The organism is Rhodanobacter sp. T12-5, from assembly GCF_008329435.1.
Lineage (GTDB): Bacteria > Pseudomonadota > Gammaproteobacteria > Xanthomonadales > Rhodanobacteraceae > Rhodanobacter.
Window position 1 is genome coordinate 254,363 of sequence record NZ_NPKN01000003.1, and the last position, 18,452, is coordinate 272,814.

The window sequence follows — 18,452 nt, forward strand, 5'->3', positions numbered from 1 at the left end:
CGTTCGCGTTTACTCATGCTTTGTCCAGGTGATCGGCCAGTCCCGAGTGGCGGCGGGTGCGTCGATCGATGGCGCTGGCAATAACGCGGTCCGACCCGATCAAGGTGAACCAGCGGCGGGCACGGGTGATGCCGGTATAGAGCAATTCGCGGCTGAGGATGCCGGCCGGACTCGCCGGAAGTACCAGTGCGGTATGTTCGAACTCCGATCCCTGCGACTTGTGCACCGTCATCGCATACACCGTGACGACTTCTCCCAGCCGGCTTGGCAACACATGGCGAACGCGGCTGCCCGCGGAATCGCCGGGCGCTCCATTCTGCAAAAAAGACACCACCAGCCGCATAGCCCCGGTTTCATCAGGCACGCGCAGGCAGATACCTACGTCGCCGTTGGCTAGCCCGAGGCTGTAGTCGTTGCGCGTGACCATGACCGGACGGCCTTCGTACCAACCCAGTGGCGACTCGATCAGCTTGCGGGCGTACAGTCCTTGGGCGATCAACGCATTCAGGCTTTCCACGCCATGTGGGCCCTGTTTCAGCGCACACAGCAGCTGAAAGCGGGCGAATCCGCTCAAGACCTCGCGTGCCCAGCAGTCGTACACCACGCTACAGCTGCCGGAGGCAGGCCGGTCGTTCCGCAACTGTTCCAGATAATGACGGTATCCGCGCGGCGTGCCTGCGTGTGCGCCGGCAACGAAGCCTGCGGGATTGCCGTCGATGATCAGGCTGGCCAGCGTTTGATGGTCGCTGCTGGAAATCCGGGATAGATCGGTCGAGGGCGCGCCGAGCAGGGCATGTGCACCGCTGCCATCCCCTTCGTTGACAGCACGCGACAGCCGACCGATACCGCTGTTGTCGCTGAATCGGTGACTGTGCCGCAGCATAGTCACCTGCTGATCCAGCGGCGTGGCCTGGTCGCTCACCCAGTGCTGAATGTCTTCGCCGGTGGTGGTGCGCAGCCAGGCTGCGGTATCGACGCTGTAGTGGCCACGTTCAGCGTGGCGGCACAGATCGCCAAGTACCGCGCCAGCTTCGACCGATGACAGCTGGTCCTTGTCGCCGAGCAGGATCAGTCGTGCGTTCGGCGGCAACGCTGTGAGCACGGAGGACATCATTTCCAGGTCGATCATCGACGCTTCGTCGATCACCAGCACATCGAGATGAACTGGGTTGGCATGGTCGTGCCGAAAGCGGCGCGTGTCCGGCCGTGCGCCCAGCAGGCGGTGCAATGTGGTGACCTCGGTCGGAATGGCTGCGCGCGTGGTTTCGCTCACGTCCAGTTGAGCCACCTGGGCGGCGATCGATGCGTTGAGCCGTGCCGCAGCCTTGCCTGTGGGAGCGGCCAGGCGAATGCGCAAGGGTCGCTCGTGTTCGCGCAGTTGCAGCGTTTGCAGCAGGCCAAGCAGGCGCACCACGGTAGTGGTCTTGCCGGTGCCGGGGCCGCCGGTGATGACGGTGAAGCCTCGGCGCGCAGCCAGCGCGCAGGCAATTTTCGGCCAGTCCGGAACGCAGGATTGGACTGTGGCACCTGGCGGAAAGAGACGATCGAGTTCTTCGCCAAGATTGGCCGCCGCCGGCCATGTTTGCGCGAGACGCTGACGAATGGCGCTGGCCACCGTGCGTTCGTGGTTCCAGTAACGGCGTAGATACAGACGCGTGCCGTCCAGAACCAGCGGGGCATTGTCGGGCATGCCGCTTGCGCCATCGGCCACCAGGGCAGAGGCGGCGAGTTCTTCGAGCGAATTTTTCGCGCCTTGCTGATATTGGCGCCAGTGGCGCGGCCAGTCCTGTTCGTCGCACATTGCGGCGAGGGTTGCCAGATTCAGGCAAAGGTTGCCGTCGGCCAGCTGACGGCTGAGCAGAGCAGTCAGCCACAACAGCGGTTCGGACATCGAAGGGGCTTGCTCGGCAAGAAATTTTGCCAATGCCACATCCAGCGCGCGCAGTCGGCCGTGCTCGACGTCGCGGGCGAACTGGCCGAACAAGGCGTCATGCATGGTCGGGAGTTCCTTCGGCAAACAACGCGTCCATCGCCTCGATCAGTGCCAGTGGCAGGCGTTCGGTGTGTACGCCGTGGCCTTCGCCATCGACACCGCGCAGATAGAGATAGAGCACGCCACCCACATCACGGTCATAGTTGTAATCGGGTAGACGCGCACGCAGTTGACGATGCAGGGCCAGCGTGTAGATGGCGTATTGCAGGTCGTAGCGGCTGTGCCGTACCGAGGCGTCCATCGCGTCGGGTGTGTAAGTGCTGGCATCGTGACCCAGCCAGTTGGATTTGTAATCGACGATGTAGAAACGTCCTTGGTGTTCGATCACGAGGTCGATGAAACCCTTGAGCATGCCATTGAGTCGGTCGGCCAGCAGCGGCGGCCGCGGCCGGGCGCCAAGGGTCTGCGTGCTGACCAGTCGATCCAGTGTCTGGGTATCGACGTAGCTGGCCTCGAACCAGAACTCCAGTTCGGCGCGGCAGACATCGGCATTGGCGAGGCTTGTGTTGCCTCCATCGGGCAAGGGCAGGGGCGTGCGCAGGAAGTCCGGCAGCCAGCGCGTCAGTGTCTCGGTCCATGCACTCCAGCCGCGTCGCTGGCAGCGACGTGCAATCAGCAACTGCAAGGTTTCGGGCGCGTTTGCCGAGGCAGCGAAACCTTCATTGGCAGCCCATTCCAGCAAGTCATGCAAAAAAGTGCCGGGCTCGGCGCCGCGCGGAAACGCATGCATGCCCGACGCTGCCGTAGTCGTCTGGGGCGGCGCGATCTGCTGCTCGACGGTCATCTCGGCGAGCACTTCCTGCTGTGCGGTTTCCGGTGCGCTGTGGCGTGGCGCGGCGTCATGGCTGGCGATACGCAGTGCGCTGTAGCTGGCGATCCACCATGGTTCGATCGGCTGGCCGTGATAGCTGCGCGCGGGCTGCAGAGCCAGCGGTTCACCGGACGGACGATGGCGTGCGTCGCCAGCGTCTTCCGGCACGTCATCGAGATGGATGTCGGCTTGCCCTTCGCACAGTTTGCGCAGCTGCGCAGACAGGCTGTCCCGATCGAACGGATCGCCGCCGCCGAGCACATGGCCAAACGCGGACTTGTGCAAACCGGAGGCCTTTCTCTGGCCATCCTTGATATCGGCGATGCCCAGCCAGCAGGCGTGGCGGGCGCGGGTGAGGGCCACGTAGAGCAGGCGCAGGTCTTCCTGCAGACGTACGCGGTCGGCGCTCTGGATCGTTTCGTCCGAGGGCTGCAGGTCCAGCGTGGGTTCGCCGTCATCGTCGTGCAGCACGAAACGGTCACCGCGTTTCGTTTCGCGCACCGCGCAGACGAACGGCAGCAGCACCAGCGGATATTCCAGCCCCTTGGACTTGTGGATGGTGATCACCTTTATCAGCGCAGCCTCGCTTTCCAGCCGCACGATCTTGTCGTCAGCGGTTTCGTTCTGGCCGTCACCGGTCTGCGCGATCTGGTTGGACAGATGGCGTAGCAGCGCATGTTCACCGTCCAGGGTGGCGGCCGCCTGCTGAAGAAGCTCGGCCAGATGCAGCAGGTTGGTCAGAGCGCGTTCACCGTGTGGGTGGGCGAGCAGGCGGGCGGGCAGGTCGAACCCATGCAAAAACTCGTGCAGCATCGCCAGCACGCCCTGGCGCAACCAATTCTCATGTAGCCGGCGGAAGCGCTCGCCCATCGCTTCCCATGCCGTTTCATCGCGATTGAGGCGCTCCAGCGCTGCGTAGTCCTGGGCCAGGGTCGGCGTGGCGAGTGCGGCACGCATCGCGCGGTCCGAGCCGGGCGCGGCACAGGCGTGCAGCCACAGCAGCATGTCGGCGGCTTCGGGCGAGGCGTAGACCGAATCGCGGTCGGACAGATAGACACTGGCCAGTCCACGCGCCCGCAGCGCCGTGCGCACGCAGTCCGCTTCGGTACCGCTGCGCACGAGAATGGCGATATCGCCAAGGGTCAGCGGGCGAAAGTCACCGGTTTCGCTGGAAAATCCGCATTCGCCCCGTTGGGCAGCGCTCAGCAGCGATACCAGCCATGCCGAGGCGTGCCCGGCCATCTGCAGCTGATAATCCTTCTTGCTCATCGGCTCGGTGGCGACAACCCGCGTCAGCTGCACGGCTGGCAGCGTCTCGCCATCGAGCAGCAGGCGTTCGCCACGACCGTGCGCATTCACCGGCAAAAACGGCAGCGCGTCCTCGCCCTTGCCGAAGGCAAATGCGCCCGCCGAATGCCGCTCGGCATGCCCGAACACCTGATTGACCGCATGCACCAGCGCGTGGGTGGAGCGGTAATTCGTATCCAGGGTCCAGGTTGGTGCATCGGCGCGGCGGCGTGCCTGCAGGTAGGTGTGGATGTCGGCGCCGCGGAAGCTGTAGATTGCCTGTTTGGGATCACCGATCAGCAACAGTCCGGTATGTTCGCGCCCGGCATAGATGCGCTGGAAAATGCGCCACTGCAGCGGGTCGGTATCCTGAAATTCGTCGATCAGCGCGACCGGATACTGCTTGGCGATGGTTTGCGCCAGGCGTTCGCCGCTGACACCGTGCAATGCCTGATCCAGACGCGCGAGCATGTCGTCGTAACCCATCTGCGCCAGTCGTTGCTTGGCGGCGTCCACCCGCGCCGCAATCCACGGTGCCGCGTGGGCGAGGATCAACGGACGCAGGCTGTCGCCGCTGGTGCTCGCTGGTGGCAGCGCATCGATCGCAGCGTATGCGGCATGCGTGGGCGCGCTGAACTTGACCTTGGTGGCGCTGGCCAGCTTGGCCTGGCTGTAGCGAGCCAGCACCGTGGCGTCCGGCGCTGCGCCATCGGCCCACGTGCGCATGTGCGCCAGATCGCCGTCGAGGTTTTCGGGCCTCATCATGTTGGCCTTGAATGCGCCGTCGGCCATCGCCTTGCGCAGCATGGCCTCGATGGCGTCGACGTCGGTCAGCCACGTCGTGCGGGCCTGCGTGGCCAGCGTGCGCAGCGGCAGCAGCACGGCACGTATGGCCGCGGCCAGATCGTCCACCGAAGCCGGCTTGCTGCCGTCCACACGCAACTGATCCGCTGGCTGCCGCAACAGCGGCGCGATGGCTTTCTGCAGCTGTTGCGGACTGCGCCACAGGCGGGTGACCTGTTCGGCGTCCTCGCGATCCAGCGCAAAAAAATACTGTCGCCAGTAGTCGCGCACCGCTTCGCCCAGCAGTTCGCCTTCGTCGTTGCTTACGCTCTGCTCGAACGGGTAGCCGCTGTCGAAAGCATGCTGTCCCAGCATGCGTTGACTCCAGCCGTGGATGGTGTGCACGGCGGCTTCGTCCATCCACTGCGCGGCCAGTTCCAGTTGGCGTGCGGCGACGGAGCGGGAATTGGCATCGGCATAGCCAGCGATCAGCCCCCGCAGATACTCGTCCGGCACTCGCTGGCCTCGAAACGCTTCAGCTGCTTCGGCCAGGCGCACGCGAATGCGCTCACGCAGTTCGGCGGTGGCTGCCTTGGTGAACGTCACCACCAGGATCTGTGGCGGCAGCAGCGGCATGCCGGCTTCATACTGGCCGAGTACCAGGCGCAGGTACAGCGCCGCGATGGTCCAGGTCTTGCCGGTGCCTGCGCTCGCTTCGATCAGGCGGATGCCGTGCAGGGGCAGGCTCAACGGCTGCAGCGTGGCTGTCGTATTCATATCGCGGCCTCCACCGGCAGCAAGGCCATGGTCAGTGGTCGGTACAGCGACAGCCAGCGCTCAAAACCGGCCTGATGCAACTGTTCGAATCGTGGCCAGGCGCGGGCCAGATAAGCATCCTGACGCACCTCACCGACACCTTGCCCATAGTCGCTGCCGTCGTAGCTGAGCGCGGCGGCCTTGACCGGATCCTTGCCGCCGTCGGCTGCCGCCAGCCAGGCGAAGGCGCTGCGGCGGGCGATCGGCAACGGCGAGTCCATGCCTTGGCGCAGTGCGTCCAACAGTGCATCGAGTTGGTGCGTGGCGTGCTCGCGTGACATCGAGGCAAACGTGGGTTGGGTGTCGACACCGATCAACTGCGTCTGCAGGGCCAGGCCGTTCGCATTCGCCAACAAGTGAATTACCCACGCATGGGTGAGCTTGTCGAAGCGCAGCGTGCCTGTCTTGTCGAGCAGATTGCCGCTGACCAGTTCCAGCCGCCGCAGCTGGCCGGCCTTGTCGCGACGCAGGTCGATCAGCCAGTCCTCCACTGACAGCTCGCCCCGCGCGTGGTGCAGCTCGAACTTGTCGTCCTGTGGTTGCCAGCGCAAACAGGCGCTCTGCCACAGGTCGGCCAGGCTCTGTACTTGGCGAGTGATCTCCTCCTGCAACGCGACGCCGAAACCACCGGGCGGCAGCCGGCCTTCCTCGCCCAGCCGGCGCACGGCCTTCGCCACGGCCGCATCGAGCGGGCTGCCTCTGTCATCACCGAGCACCGCGTGCAACACGTCGCGCATGGCGGCATGGCGCTGCAGGCCGTCAAGGGCGAAAGGCTCGTCGTCCAGCGTGTCGCCGTTGGCATCGGTGAAATGAACTTTCAGGCGCTGGTTGAAGAAATACGCCACTGGCCTGGCCAGAAAACGTTGCAGCTGGATCAGCGAAAGCGCCGTCTCCGGCACCCACGGATCGAGTCCAGCCGCAGGCACTGGGGTGCCGACGACGCGGTGGGCTTGTTGCCATTCATGGGCGTAGGTGAAGAGGTGCGCGGCTTGGCCGCCTTCGAAATAGCGTCGGCTGAAAGGTTGTAATGGATATTCGCAGGTCAGTGCCTCGAGCAGGCGTTCACCGGCATCGGCCGCGTCGGCGGCATCTTGCGCCCGATGCCAGCCGGCGGCGAGGTAGTCGCGCAGCTGGCCAACCAACACCGAAGGCGGCAGCTCGCTGTTGTCGCGCGCGCTGCGGCCGACCCAGCTGATATGCAGCGCATCGCGTGCCGAAAGCAGAGCCTCCAGGAACAGGTAGCGATCGTCCTCGCGGCGCGAGCGGTCGCCGGGGCGGATTCTTCCGGACTGCGCCATCAGGTCGAAGTCGAGCGGTGTCTGCCGGCGCGGATAATCGCCGTCGTTCATGCCCAGCAGGCAGACTACCCGAAACGGAATCGCGCGCATCGGCATCAAGGTGCCAAAGCTCACCGCGCCACCCATGAAACGCTGCGACAGCCGACTCTCGTCGATGGCCTGCAGCCAGTGCTCGCGCACCACGGCCAGCGGGATTGGTTGCTCGAAAGCGGCCTCGTCGCAGGCTTCCAGCCACGTATCCAGCGCATCGTGCAGACGATTCAGACGCCCGGCGTCCTCGCTGTCAACGTTGTCGAAGAAATCGTCCAGTAGTCCATGCAGGCGCTCGGCCCACGCCGCCGGCGTGGCGTGGGAGCCAAGCCATTGCCAGGCCGCTTCGAGACGATCCAGCAGCGCGCTAAGCGGACCGAGCAGGGTGGCATCCAACCCGCCGACTTCGCCGTAGGGTGCAATGCCGTCAAATGTTTCGCCATCGCCCGCCGCATAGCCGAGCAGCATGCGACGCAGGCCGAAGCGCCAGGTGTTCTGTTCCAGCGCGGGGAGGTCCAGACTGCGCTTCTGCGCGCCATCGAGTCCCCAACGGATGCCGGCGCCTTCGATCCAGCGTCGGAGGGTGGGCAGATCGTCCTCGTCCAGCTCGAAGCGGTGGCGCAGCGCCGGCACATCGAGCAGGTCGAGAACATCGCTGACCGCGAAGCGCGACTCGGGCAAGGCCAGCAGATGCGCCAGCGCCACGATCAGTGGCGCCGTGGCACGGGCTGACTGGTCGGCCACGCTGTAGGGCAGGTGACGTGGGTCTCCGATGGGCAAGCGGCCGAATACTGCCTGCACATGCGGCGCATAAGCCTGGATGTCAGGCACCATCACGATCACGTCGCGAGGCGCCAGCGGACGACCATCGCCCGCGGCCTGCTCGAACATCGCCAGCAGTTGGTCGTGCAGCACTTCGACTTCGCGTTGCGGGTTGTGCGTCACATGGAAGCGCAGCGAGTTGTCTCCGGACTGCCACGGTCGGCGTTGTGCGGGTTCGGCCGGCAACGGCCGCAGGTCGAGGATGTCTTGCTGTACTTGCTGCAGCAGACCGTCGCCTTCGACATCCTGGAAGATGTCAATGCTGCGCCCGATCTCGGCGAAGTGGCTGCGGTAACGCTCGGGCTGGTCGAAGCTGTCGAGCAGCCGGATGTAATCGCGGCCTTGCTTGCCCCAGGCTGCCAGCAGCGGGTTGGCATGCAGATGCAGGTCCTCGTAGCGTGGGAGGGCAGGCACGCCGGGCTTGTCTTGCTGGCGACGGTTATCCGCACGCAGCAGCTCGCGGTCCTCGATGATGTCAGCCCAGTAATGCCGGCACGGGTTGGCGATCACCAGCAGCACCTGGCTGAAGCGCGCCATCGCGGTCAGGGCCTCCAGCGTCTGCTGCGGTAGCGAGGAAATGCCGAATACCACGATGCGCCGCGGTAGCGCTGCAGGCCGTTCAGCCAGTTCGCCGATGCGCGCGATGAAGGAGCGATGCACGGCGGCGCGATGACGCTCGCGCTCGGTGGCACCGATATCCGTCAGCAGCAGGCGCCAGAGTTTTGGCTGCCACCGCTGGTCGGCGCTGACCGGTGTGGCGTCGACGCGCAAGTCGTCACGCAGCACATCGCGACCGCGTTCCCAGTCGTCCAGCCAATCGGCGCGATAGACCTGGTACTGATCGAAAAGGTCGGCGATCTGCATCGCCAGCTGATAACGTTTGATCCAGGCCGGCTCTTTGGATGGCGTCTCCGACCCTGACCGGAGAAAATCCCGCAGCGGCTCGAAACCGTCGTCTTCCAGATGCAGGGGAAGCAGTCGCAGCAAGAGCCAGGTCAGACGCGACTTGTCGAACGGTGACGTCACCGCTACCGCGTCGCGGCCCAACACCGCGCGGTAGGCGGTCCACAGGAACCGGCCCGGCAATTGCATGTTGATGGCCGCGCTGATGCCCAAGCCGCCTTTTTCGGGTGAGCGCGCAAGCGCAAGCTTCAGCCACTGGGCAATGCCGTTGCTCTGCACCAGCATCAGCTCATCTTCCAGCGGCCGCAGTGGTGTGCGGGCCAGCCATGCGGCCAGCAGATCGCGCAGATCCTCGAGTCGATTGCCATGGAGCACCATCAACCCCGGTTCGATCGGTGGAGGGCAGGAGATCGGCCGAGTTGCATTCACAGGGGACAGTGCTCGTGTTTGATCATCGGGGATTGTCTCCGAGTGCGCCGGGAATGTCGTGCCGATGAGCCGGCGCGAAGTGTTTCATTGAACAGCATAACGGGCCGTCGTCGCGTCGTTTGAGAATCGCTGTCGATGACACGATCTCCTGCGTGTCGATCTGGTCCACTCTCATTCGTCGTCTGAGCAGAGCAGGGAAATTCGTGACGCGGTCCCGGCTCACATTCTTCGAACTTAACGGGAGAACGACGATGCGATTCATGGTGATGGTGAAGGCAAACGAGGACTCCGAAGCCGGCGTGATGCCAAGCGAACAGTTGCTGGCCGAGATGGGCAAATACAACGAAGAATTGGTGAAGGCCGGCATCATGCTGGCGGGGGATGGCCTGCACCCCAGTTCGAAGGGCGTGCGGGTGAAGTTTTCCGGCAACAAGCGCACGGTGATCGATGGGCCGTTTGCCGAGACGAAGGAGCTGATCGCCGGCTTCTGGTTGTGGCAGGTGAAGTCGATGGAGGAGGCGATCGAGTGGCTCAAGCGCTGTCCGAACCCGTTCGAGGGAACATCCGAAATCGAGATCCGTCCGATCTTGGAGGCGAACGACTTCGGAGTTGAATTCACGCCCGAACTGAGGGAGCAGGAGGAGCGGTTGCGCGCGCAGATGGCGGCGAAGCCGTAAGCCCGATTCAAGGGATGCACCCTCAATCGCTCGTCACAAGAAGATCCCTTGCGCTTCGCGTGAGTCCGGAACAAGGCAAAACAGAAGCGGGTCACCAGGCGCATTCCCCCAGCCCAGGCCCGCATCGCTTCACTACCCCTCATGCGGGACCAAGCCAGGCCCGACGCGGGGATCCTCCTCAAAGGCGTCTCAGCTACCGATCGCGTATCACGAGGAACACGCCGGCCTTGATTGAGACTATCCTGCCTTGCGTCGAGCCGATACGCAGGCTCGGCCGGGATGGATAGCCATGGCGTGCCTGTCGTTGCGTCGGTTTGGGCGGGCTTGCCGGGTTCGAGAATGGTCTTGCCGAGGAGCTGGTGCCTCGATGTCGTGGATCGCGCGCTCGAAAGGTTCCGGAGTTCTGCAGCCTCTGATGGCATCGCCGTCGAGAACGGTCGTTGACACCGGCGGGCTGGGGACGTGCAATTCATGACGTGTTGAGGGCTGCGGTTGTTCTCTTGAGGCGACTTGGGGCGGTCGATGGCGAGTCGGGAACAGGCACGGGGTGAACTTCGCGAACGCTTTTACCGAAGCGTGGCGGAAACTTTGGCGCTTCTTCATACGGCGCCGGGTTATGACCGCCGAGCCGCCCTGGCCGAGATCGCCGAGATTCTCGCCTCCACCATGGGTCTCCCCCTGGTCTGGATCGGACGGCGCGAATCGGAGTGCTCCGAACTTGGAGTGGTAGCGGCAGCGGGCCCCGCCGCTGATTACGCCGCGTCGCTTCGGCTCAGCGCGGACGAACATGATCCGGGTGGACGCGGCCCGGTGGCCATCGTGCTTCGTGAGGAACGTGCCAGGGCAACGTCGATCGATGCGCCGGAGTTCGCGCCGTGGCGAGAAGCGGCCCGGCGCCACGGGTTTGGATCGTGCATCGTGGCTGCGGCCAGGACACGTGACGGTGGCCAGTTGGTGTTGGCGGCCTACTCCCGTGATGGGGGCCCCGAGCTGAGTGACGAATTGCTGGACTGGGCGCAGCGGCTTGCCGATGAGCTTGCACGCTTCTGGGATCACCAGGCGCTGCTCGAGCGCAACATCCGGATGAGCCGTTATCGCGATGCGCAACGCACGATCCAGCGTGCCTTGCTCGAGCAGCCCCATCCGGAAGCGGTTTACCGCACGCTGGCCCAGGCACTGGTCGACATTGCGGGCGCAGCGGCGATCGATGTGTTTGTTGCCGACGGGGACGACGGCATGCTGCGCCGAACCGCGCTGGCAGGTCCCATGGCGGACGCCATGCGCCGGCTGCCCATGCCTCCGATGCATGCTGATGGCCCGGCGATCCCCGCTCCCACGCTCGCCTTCATGCAGGGCAGCCCCGTCGTCCGGATTCACCCGGCCGATCACGCCGAAACATCCTCGATGTGGTGTACGGAACCGCTGGCCCGGATGGGGGCGGTCGGGTGCTGGCCGCTTTTTGCGGTGCCGGGTGGCGGGCCAGAAACAGCGCGCGTATCGATCGGCGTTTTCGTCGTCGTGACCGCCGAGCCGGACGTGTTTGACGATGAGATGTGCAGGCTGCTGGACGAGATTGCCGGCGTCGCCGGTCTTGCGCTGGAGCAGCACGACCAGCGCAGGGCCCTGGTGCTGGAACAGGAGCGCCAGACGTATCTTGCCCTGCACGATGACCTCACTGGTCTCCCCAATCGTCGTGCACTGGATCAATACCTTGAAGGCGTACTGGTCAGGGCAGCGCGGCGCGGACGTCTGGTGGCCATCGGGTTGCTCGACCTGGATGACCTGAAGCCGATCAACGATCGCCATGGTCACGCGGCGGGCGATCGCGTCCTCGCCGAGGTGGCGGCGCGACTTCGCGAGGCGCTTCGCGCCGAGGATTATGTCGCACGCCTCGGTGGCGACGAGTTCGTGCTGGTGTTCGAGGATCTTGAAAACGAAGAGGACCTGAATCCTTTGCTCGATCGCGTATGGCAGGCGTTGCAGCAATCCATGGTCATCGACGGCACGACCTTGCTGATGTCGGCCAGCCTGGGTATTGCCTTGTATCCGATGCATGCCGAAGCAACGGCAAGCGGCGCGCAGTTGCTGCGCCTCGCCGATCAGGCGATGTATCAGGTCAAGGCGCATAAACGACAACGCGCCAGATGGTGGTCGTTGCCGCCGCGGGATGGCTCGGTGGAACTCCCCGACGAACACGACGATCGCGATCTGCCCCCGTACGGCAAGCTTGCGGCCGAGCTGCTCGGTTCATGCATGAGGCTGCTGGAATCCTGCATGCCCACAATGATCGAGACGTTTCACGCCCAGTTGATGACGCATGCCGGCGTGGCCAAACTTCTCCGCGTGCTTCCTGCCGATGGCACGAATGTCATCAAGCGGCGCTTGTCACGGCACTTGCTGGCGCTGCTGCGCCCGGGTCTGGATCTGGCCAGCCAGCGAGCCAAGGCGAGCCAGACAGGATTCTTCTACGCGGCTTGCGGTGTGGAAGAGGTGTGGTTGCTGGAGGCAGTCGAGCGGCTTCGCGACCTCTTTGCCATTGCCTTGGGCGCCGGGGTGCATCGCGACCAGCGCCCGTTGAATATTGTGCTGCAGCGACTTGCGCTGGAGCGGCAATGGCAACTGGAGAGCATGCGCGAGTTGCAGCGTCGTCGTGTTGCGGTCCTTGCCAGACTCAATACGCTGGCTTGGTCGGCCGAGAGTTATCTGGAGTTGATCCAGGGTGCGGTCGACACACTGGTCGCCCACGATGAGATCGTCGCCTGCGCGGTGGGGCGCCCCGATGCGTTCGGTGAACTCACCTATGAGGCCGTGGCTGGCGTGGCTTTTGCGGATTATCTGCGGGCGCTGCGGCGAGGTGATACCTCGCCTGTTCGCGCGAATGCAGGCAGCCCGGAGGGTGCAGGGCCGAGCGGGCGCGCGTGGCGGACGGCGACTATCCAGCGATGCGCGTACTACGACAGCGATCCGGCGATGGCGAGCTGGCGCGAGATCGCCGCCACTGTGGGAATCGTTTCCAATGTTGCCGTGCCACTGTGTCCGTTGCCGCGCACACCTGCCGTGGTGCTCACCATCTACAGCTCCTATGCGGGCGGGTTTCAAAGCGACGACCAGCAGGCGTTCGTCGAGCAGATCAAGACGGTACTGGATCTTGCCCTGATGCGGCTGGCGCCACCCAGGCCCGGTACCGCGTTGCTGCCGTTTTTCGTGCGTGAGTCCTGGCGCGCGATGGTTGTCACCGAGGCGGTCAGGATGCATTACCAGCCAGTGGTCCTGCTGGCGAACGGCCATGTCTCCGGGCTCGAGGCGTTGGCACGGCTGCACGAGGAAGACGGGACCATCCGCTTGCCGGGAAGTTTCCTGCCTGCCCTGCGCGATGATGACCTGGTATTGCTGTTTCGTCAGGGGCTGTTGCAGGCGACGGCCTGTCGCGAGGCCCTGGCGCAGGCGGGCTATCCGCTGAAAATGTCGGTGAACGTGCCGGCTGCGGCGCTGGAGGACTCGCGCTATGTCGAGACCGCCGCCGCCATCCTGGCGATGAGCACCTGCCCGCCGAGTTCGCTATTGCTGGAGATACTGGAATCACCGATTGGCACCGAGCACTCGACGCCGCTGGCGCTCGCCGGCATGCAGGCGCTCAAGGCACTCGGATTCAGTCTGGCCGAGGACGATCTGGGAGCCGGCTACAGTTCGCTCATTCGCCTGCGTCAGTGGCCGTTCGACCGGGTGAAGATCGATCAGGGCATTGTCAGGCAGGTCGCCGACGATCCGCTGCGGAGCCTGCACTTCATCCGCCAACTCATTCGTCTGGGCCATGATCTTGAACTGGAAGTGGTGGTGGAAGGACTCGAGACTCCCGGGCTGATCGAGGCCGCGCTGATCCTGGGAGCCGACTTTGGACAAGGTTATGCCCTCGCGCGGCCGATGCCGCCCGAAGCTTTGCTGGGCTGGCTCTCGGAATTCCGTTGCAGTTGGGATGCAGCTTGCCCCAGGACAGCGCTGGGAGCCCTGGCGGCGGTGCTGTTGTGGGAGGAGCAATTTGTCGCGTTGCCGGTCGATCCGGTTTTCTGGCGGCGTCATGCCGAGACAAGTCGCGTACCAGGTGGCTACCCGCACCGCGACGGCCGTATTTCCGACGCGCTGGTCGACAACTACGCCGCAATGCATGCGGCATCGGTCGACGGGCCGGGACACGCAGCCTACCGGACGGCACGAGCGAAGCTGGTTGCCTCGCTGGTCGAGCATGTGCAGGTCGAAGAACATTACGGCGATGAGTAAGCTTCGGATGCAGTTTCTCCATCTCGGTTCGGGACCGACCTGGCGAACCTGAAGGCCGCAGCCGGGAAATGGAATCGGCGTTGCTCCGGCCTTGCACCGACGCAGTGGGGATGGTGTGATCGGTCGCCATGAGTCTGATCGACACCCATCGCACCATCGACGCCGTCTGGCGGATCGAATCCGCCCGGCTGATCGCCGGTCTGGCGCGCATGTTGCGCGATGTGGGCCTGGCCGAGGAGCTGGCGCAGGACGCGCTGGTGGTCGCGCTGGAGCAGTGGCCGCAAACCGGCGTGCCGGACAACCCCGGCGCATGGCTGATGACCACCGCCAAGCGTCGCGCGATCGACCGGCTGCGGCGCAGCAAGCTGCTTGAGCGCAAGCATGCCGAACTGATGCACGAACTGGAGACGGAACAGCAACAGCAGGTGTCGGCCGTGGAAGCAGCGCTTGACGATGCGATCGGTGACGATTTGTTGCGGTTGATGTTCACCGCCTGCCACCCGGTGTTGCCGATCGAGGCGCGCGTGGCGCTGACCCTTCGCCTGCTGGGCGGCCTCACCACCGGCGAAATCGCGCGGGCGTTCCTGCAGCCGGAGGCGACGATCGCGCAGCGCATCGTGCGCGCCAAGCGCAGCCTCGGCAAGGCCCAGGTACCGTTCGAGGTGCCGCGGGGCGATGAGCTGGCCGAGCGCCTGTCGTCGGTGCTCGGCGTGATCTACCTCGTCTTCAACGAGGGCTACTCGGCCACCGCCGGCGAGGACTGGATGCGTCCGGCACTGTGCGAGGAAGCGCTGCGCCTCGGCCGGGTGCTGGTGGGCCTGATGCCACGGGAGCCCGAAGTGCACGGCCTGCTTGCGTTGATGGAGATCCAGGCCTCGCGTGCGCATGCGCGCGTCACTGCGGCAGGCGAACCGATCCTGCTGCTCGAACAGAATCGCGCGCAGTGGGATCAATTGCTGATTAGCCGCGGGCTCGCCGCACTCGATCATGCGGAAAAGCTGGGTGGCGCGCTCGGCCCCTACGCGCTGCAGGCGGCGATCGCCGCCTGTCACGCCCGCGCACGGACGGCCGATGCCACCGACTGGAACCGCATCGCGACCTTGTACGGCATATTGGCGCGGGCCACGCCATCGCCCATCGTGGAATTGAACCGCGCGGTTGCCGTCGCCATGGCAGCCGGCCCTGCTGCGGGCCTCGTACTCGCCGATGCACTGATCACCGAGCCGGCGCTGGCGCACTATCACCTGTTGCCCGCCGTGCGCGGCGACCTGCTGTTCAAGCTGGGCCGCACCGATGAAGCCCGCGCCGCCTTCGAGCATGCCGCGGCTCTGGCGCAGAACACGCGCGAGCGCGAACTCATGCTGGGACGGGCGGGAGCATGCGGGGGCAACGTGGCATAAAGGCATCTTGCGGATCCTCGCCATCGTTCACGCCGAGCGTGGTTCGCGCCGGCGAACGAAGTCGAAGGCGCTGCCTCACGGGGCTTCGACTCCGGCCTTGCGGCCTGCGCTCAGGGAGAACGGAGTGAAGAAATGTTCCACGGCGAAAGGGTCCATTCCCCATGGCGGGAACTGCAAGGTCCTCCTGTCTGGCCCGCCAAGCCCTTGATCTTCCGGCAGATGAAACCCGACACTTCATTTTCACCAAAAAAGGTGAAAATATGGCGGCATGAGCCTGCAGCTGACCACCCGCCAATCCAACATCCTGGACTTCATCCGGGATCGCCTCGAACACGCCGGCCAAGCGCCGACACTGGAGGAAATCGGCCAGGCGATGGGTCTGGCCAACGTCAGCGCGGTGCTGAAGCACGTCCGTTCGCTGGAGGCGAAAGGGCGATTGCAGATCGAGCCGAACCGCTCGCGCGGCATCCGGCTGGTGACCGCGCCGGACCCGGCCGATGCGGACACGATGGAACTTCCCCTGGTCGGGCGCATCGCCGCCGGTGAACCGCTGTTTTCCGAATCGCGGATCGAACGCACGCTGCGCGTGTCGCGCTGGCTGTTCCGGCTGAAGCCGGATTACCTGGTGCGCGTGGTCGGTGATTCGATGCGCGACGAAGGCATCCTCGACCAGGACATCGTGGGCGTGCATGCCACGCCGGTGGCCCGCCACGGCCAGGTGGTCGCGGCCCGGGTGGGTGGCGACCGCTTCACCATCAAGCGGCTGTATTGGCAGGGCGACGTGATCCGGTTGTTGCCGAACAGCCCGGGCTATCAGCCGATCGTCCCCGACCCCAGCGACGACTTCGCCATCGAAGGCCTGTTTGCCGGTTTGTTGAGGGGCGGCTGATGGGCGCCGTGGTCGCCTTGTCGGGCATGCTCGATGCGCGGCAGGTCTGGCGCGGCCGGGCGATGCCCGTACCGGCCGGCGAGCAGCCGACCGGCTGGGCCGCGCTGGACGCTGTGCTTCCCGCGGGCGGCTGGCCGGATGCCGCGCTGTCGGAAATCCTGCTGCCGGTCGATGGCGTCGGCGAGCTTCGCCTGTTGTTGCCCACGCTGGCGCGCCTGAGCCACGGCGCGCGTCCGGTGATCGTCGTGGCACCACCCTATGCGCCGTGCGTGGCCGGCTGGCAGCAGCACGGCGTCGACATGCGAAGGGTGGATATCGTGGCGGCACCGGAGGCCGAGGTGCTGTGGGTCACCGAGCAATGCCTGCGCTCGGGCAGTTGCGCCGCCGTGCTGGCGTGGCCGCGCAAGGCCGACGACCGCGCCTTGCGTCGCCTGCAGGTGGCGGCGGACACGGGCAAGGCGCTGGCGTTTGCGTTCCGCGATCGCCGGCATCTTTCGAGTGCCTCGCCGGCGGCCCTGCGGCTGGAGATCGAAACCGCTCCAAGCGCCCGGGTATGGGTGCGCAAGTGTCGTGGCGGTGCCGTGCCGGCGCAGCCTTTCGCGCTTTCCCGCTCCCTGCATTGATGGCCGGCGATCATGTTGTGGGCCTGTATTTTGCTGCCGCACCTGGCACTGGATGGCATTCTCCGCCGCCGGGCGAGTGACGATCCGCTGGTGCTGGTGGACGGCGCCGTCAACGCACGCAGCATCGTGGCGGTCAATGCCTCGGCACGTGACGCGGGCCTGCGCGTCGGCCAGCGCCTGACCGCCGCCCATGCGTTGCTCGCACGGTTCGATGCGCTGCCCCACGATCCGCAGGCGGCCGATCGCTGGCAGCGCTTCCTGGCGGCGGTGGCGTATCGCTACAGCTCCGAGGTGAGCCTGCTGCCGCATGCGATCGTGCTGGAGGCAAGCCGCAGCCTCGCCCTGTTCGGTCCATGGCCGCGCTTCGAATCCATGCTGCGCGCCGACTTCGCCGCGCTGGGCTTTCGTCATCGCATCGCGCTCGCGCCCACGCCGCATGCGGCCTGGGTGCTGGCCGGCATCGCAGATGGTCGCGCGGTGCTGACGCCCGATGCTCTGCGTCCTGCGCTGCAGGCCGTGCCCATGCGCAAGAGCCGCTTGCCGGCGGCTTCGATCGAGGCGCTGTCCGGCATGGGCATCCGCACGCTGGGGCAATTGCTGACGTTGCCGCGCGACGGCTTGCGCCGGCGTTTCGGGAATGAACTGCCGCAGATGATCGACCGCCTGCTCGGCGAGATACCGGCCGGACTCGACGCCTATCGTCCACCGGATGCATTCGATCTGCGGATCGAACTGAGCCACGAAGTGGAAAACATCGCCGCGCTGGTGTTTCCGCTGCGTCGCATGACCGGCGACCTCGCCGCCTACCTGGCGGGCCGGGACGGTGGCGTGCAGCGGTTCCTGCTGCGGCTGGAACATCGCGAAGGCAGGGCGACCGAGGTGAAGGTCGGCCTGCTGTCGCCCGAGCGCGACGCCGGCATGCTGTTCGAACTGGCGCGCGGACGGCTGGAACAGGTGCAACTGCCCGAGCCCGTGCTGGCCATGCGCCTGGTCGCACGCGACCTGCCGGACTTCGTGCCGGCCGGGCGCGACCTGTTCGACGAACGGCCGGCCAATGCGCTGCCGATCGAGCAGTTGCGCGAACGACTGCGCGCGCGGCTCGGCGATCGCGCCGTCTACCGGTTGGGCGGCACCACCGATCCGCGCCCTGAACGCGCGCAGGCAGTGGCCGACGAAGGTGCCGGTTACGAAGAGTCACGCTTGCGTCCGACCTGGCTGCTCGATCGTCCGATTCCGCTGCGCGGCCCGGCGCCGCGCATCCTGGCCGGTCCCGAGCGGCTGGAAACCGGCTGGTGGGACGGCGCCGAAGCGTGCCGCGACTACTACGTGATCGAGACCTCGCTGGGTCAGCATGCGTGGGCATTCTGTCAGCCCGGCGAACAGGGCGGCTGGATGCTGCAGGGCTGGTTCGCATGA

Annotated in this window: 9 protein-coding genes; 6 read left to right on the forward strand and 3 right to left on the reverse strand. The window is 65.5% G+C overall.

Annotated features, from left to right (window positions below; translation table 11 throughout):
- Positions 1-13: 13 nt before the first annotated feature.
- From recD to recC, 3 genes are read right to left on the reverse strand one after another with little or no spacing between them, the layout of a single operon-like run.
- On the reverse strand, positions 14-1,996 hold the full coding sequence (recD, locus tag CIW53_RS09260) for an exodeoxyribonuclease V subunit alpha (protein WP_149364428.1): 1,983 nt from the start codon (positions 1,994-1,996) through the stop codon (positions 14-16).
- Positions 1,989-5,651: an exodeoxyribonuclease V subunit beta gene (gene recB, locus CIW53_RS09265; RefSeq protein WP_149364429.1), complete on the reverse strand. Its 3,663-nt coding sequence runs from the start codon at positions 5,649-5,651 to the stop codon at positions 1,989-1,991. The genes recD and recB overlap by 8 nt, the downstream gene beginning before the upstream one ends.
- A complete protein-coding gene (recC, locus tag CIW53_RS09270) occupies positions 5,648-9,121 on the reverse strand; it encodes an exodeoxyribonuclease V subunit gamma (RefSeq protein WP_149364511.1) in 3,474 nt (1,157 codons plus the stop codon). The genes recB and recC overlap by 4 nt, the downstream gene beginning before the upstream one ends.
- A gap of 302 nt (positions 9,122-9,423) precedes the next feature.
- Between recC and CIW53_RS09275 the strand changes: the two genes are divergently transcribed.
- The 6 genes from CIW53_RS09275 to CIW53_RS09300 all read left to right on the forward strand — a co-directional run bounded on the left by CIW53_RS09275 (position 9,424) and on the right by CIW53_RS09300 (position 18,452).
- Entirely contained in the window at positions 9,424-9,849 is a 426-nt protein-coding gene (locus CIW53_RS09275; protein ID WP_149364512.1) for a YciI family protein, read from the forward strand.
- A 522-nt stretch (positions 9,850-10,371) separates the two neighbouring features.
- Positions 10,372-14,124 carry an EAL domain-containing protein gene (locus CIW53_RS09280; RefSeq protein WP_149364430.1) on the forward strand — a complete coding sequence of 1,251 codons (3,753 nt, stop codon included), beginning with the start codon at positions 10,372-10,374 and terminating at the stop codon, positions 14,122-14,124.
- Positions 14,125-14,252: 128 nt separating this feature from the next.
- On the forward strand, positions 14,253-15,524 hold the full coding sequence (locus CIW53_RS09285) for an RNA polymerase sigma factor (protein ID WP_149364431.1): 1,272 nt from the start codon (positions 14,253-14,255) through the stop codon (positions 15,522-15,524).
- Between the two features lie 268 nt (positions 15,525-15,792).
- Positions 15,793-16,413 (forward strand): transcriptional repressor LexA, encoded by a 621-nt coding sequence (gene lexA / locus CIW53_RS09290; RefSeq protein WP_149364432.1) that lies wholly within the window; start codon positions 15,793-15,795, stop codon positions 16,411-16,413.
- Complete coding sequence (imuA, locus tag CIW53_RS09295; protein WP_149364433.1) at positions 16,413-17,036, forward strand: translesion DNA synthesis-associated protein ImuA; 624 nt, start codon at positions 16,413-16,415, stop codon at positions 17,034-17,036. Before lexA ends, imuA begins: the two co-directional genes overlap by 1 nt.
- 12 nt (positions 17,037-17,048) lie before the next feature.
- Positions 17,049-18,452 carry a DNA polymerase Y family protein gene (locus CIW53_RS09300; RefSeq protein WP_149364434.1) on the forward strand — a complete coding sequence of 468 codons (1,404 nt, stop codon included), beginning with the start codon at positions 17,049-17,051 and terminating at the stop codon, positions 18,450-18,452.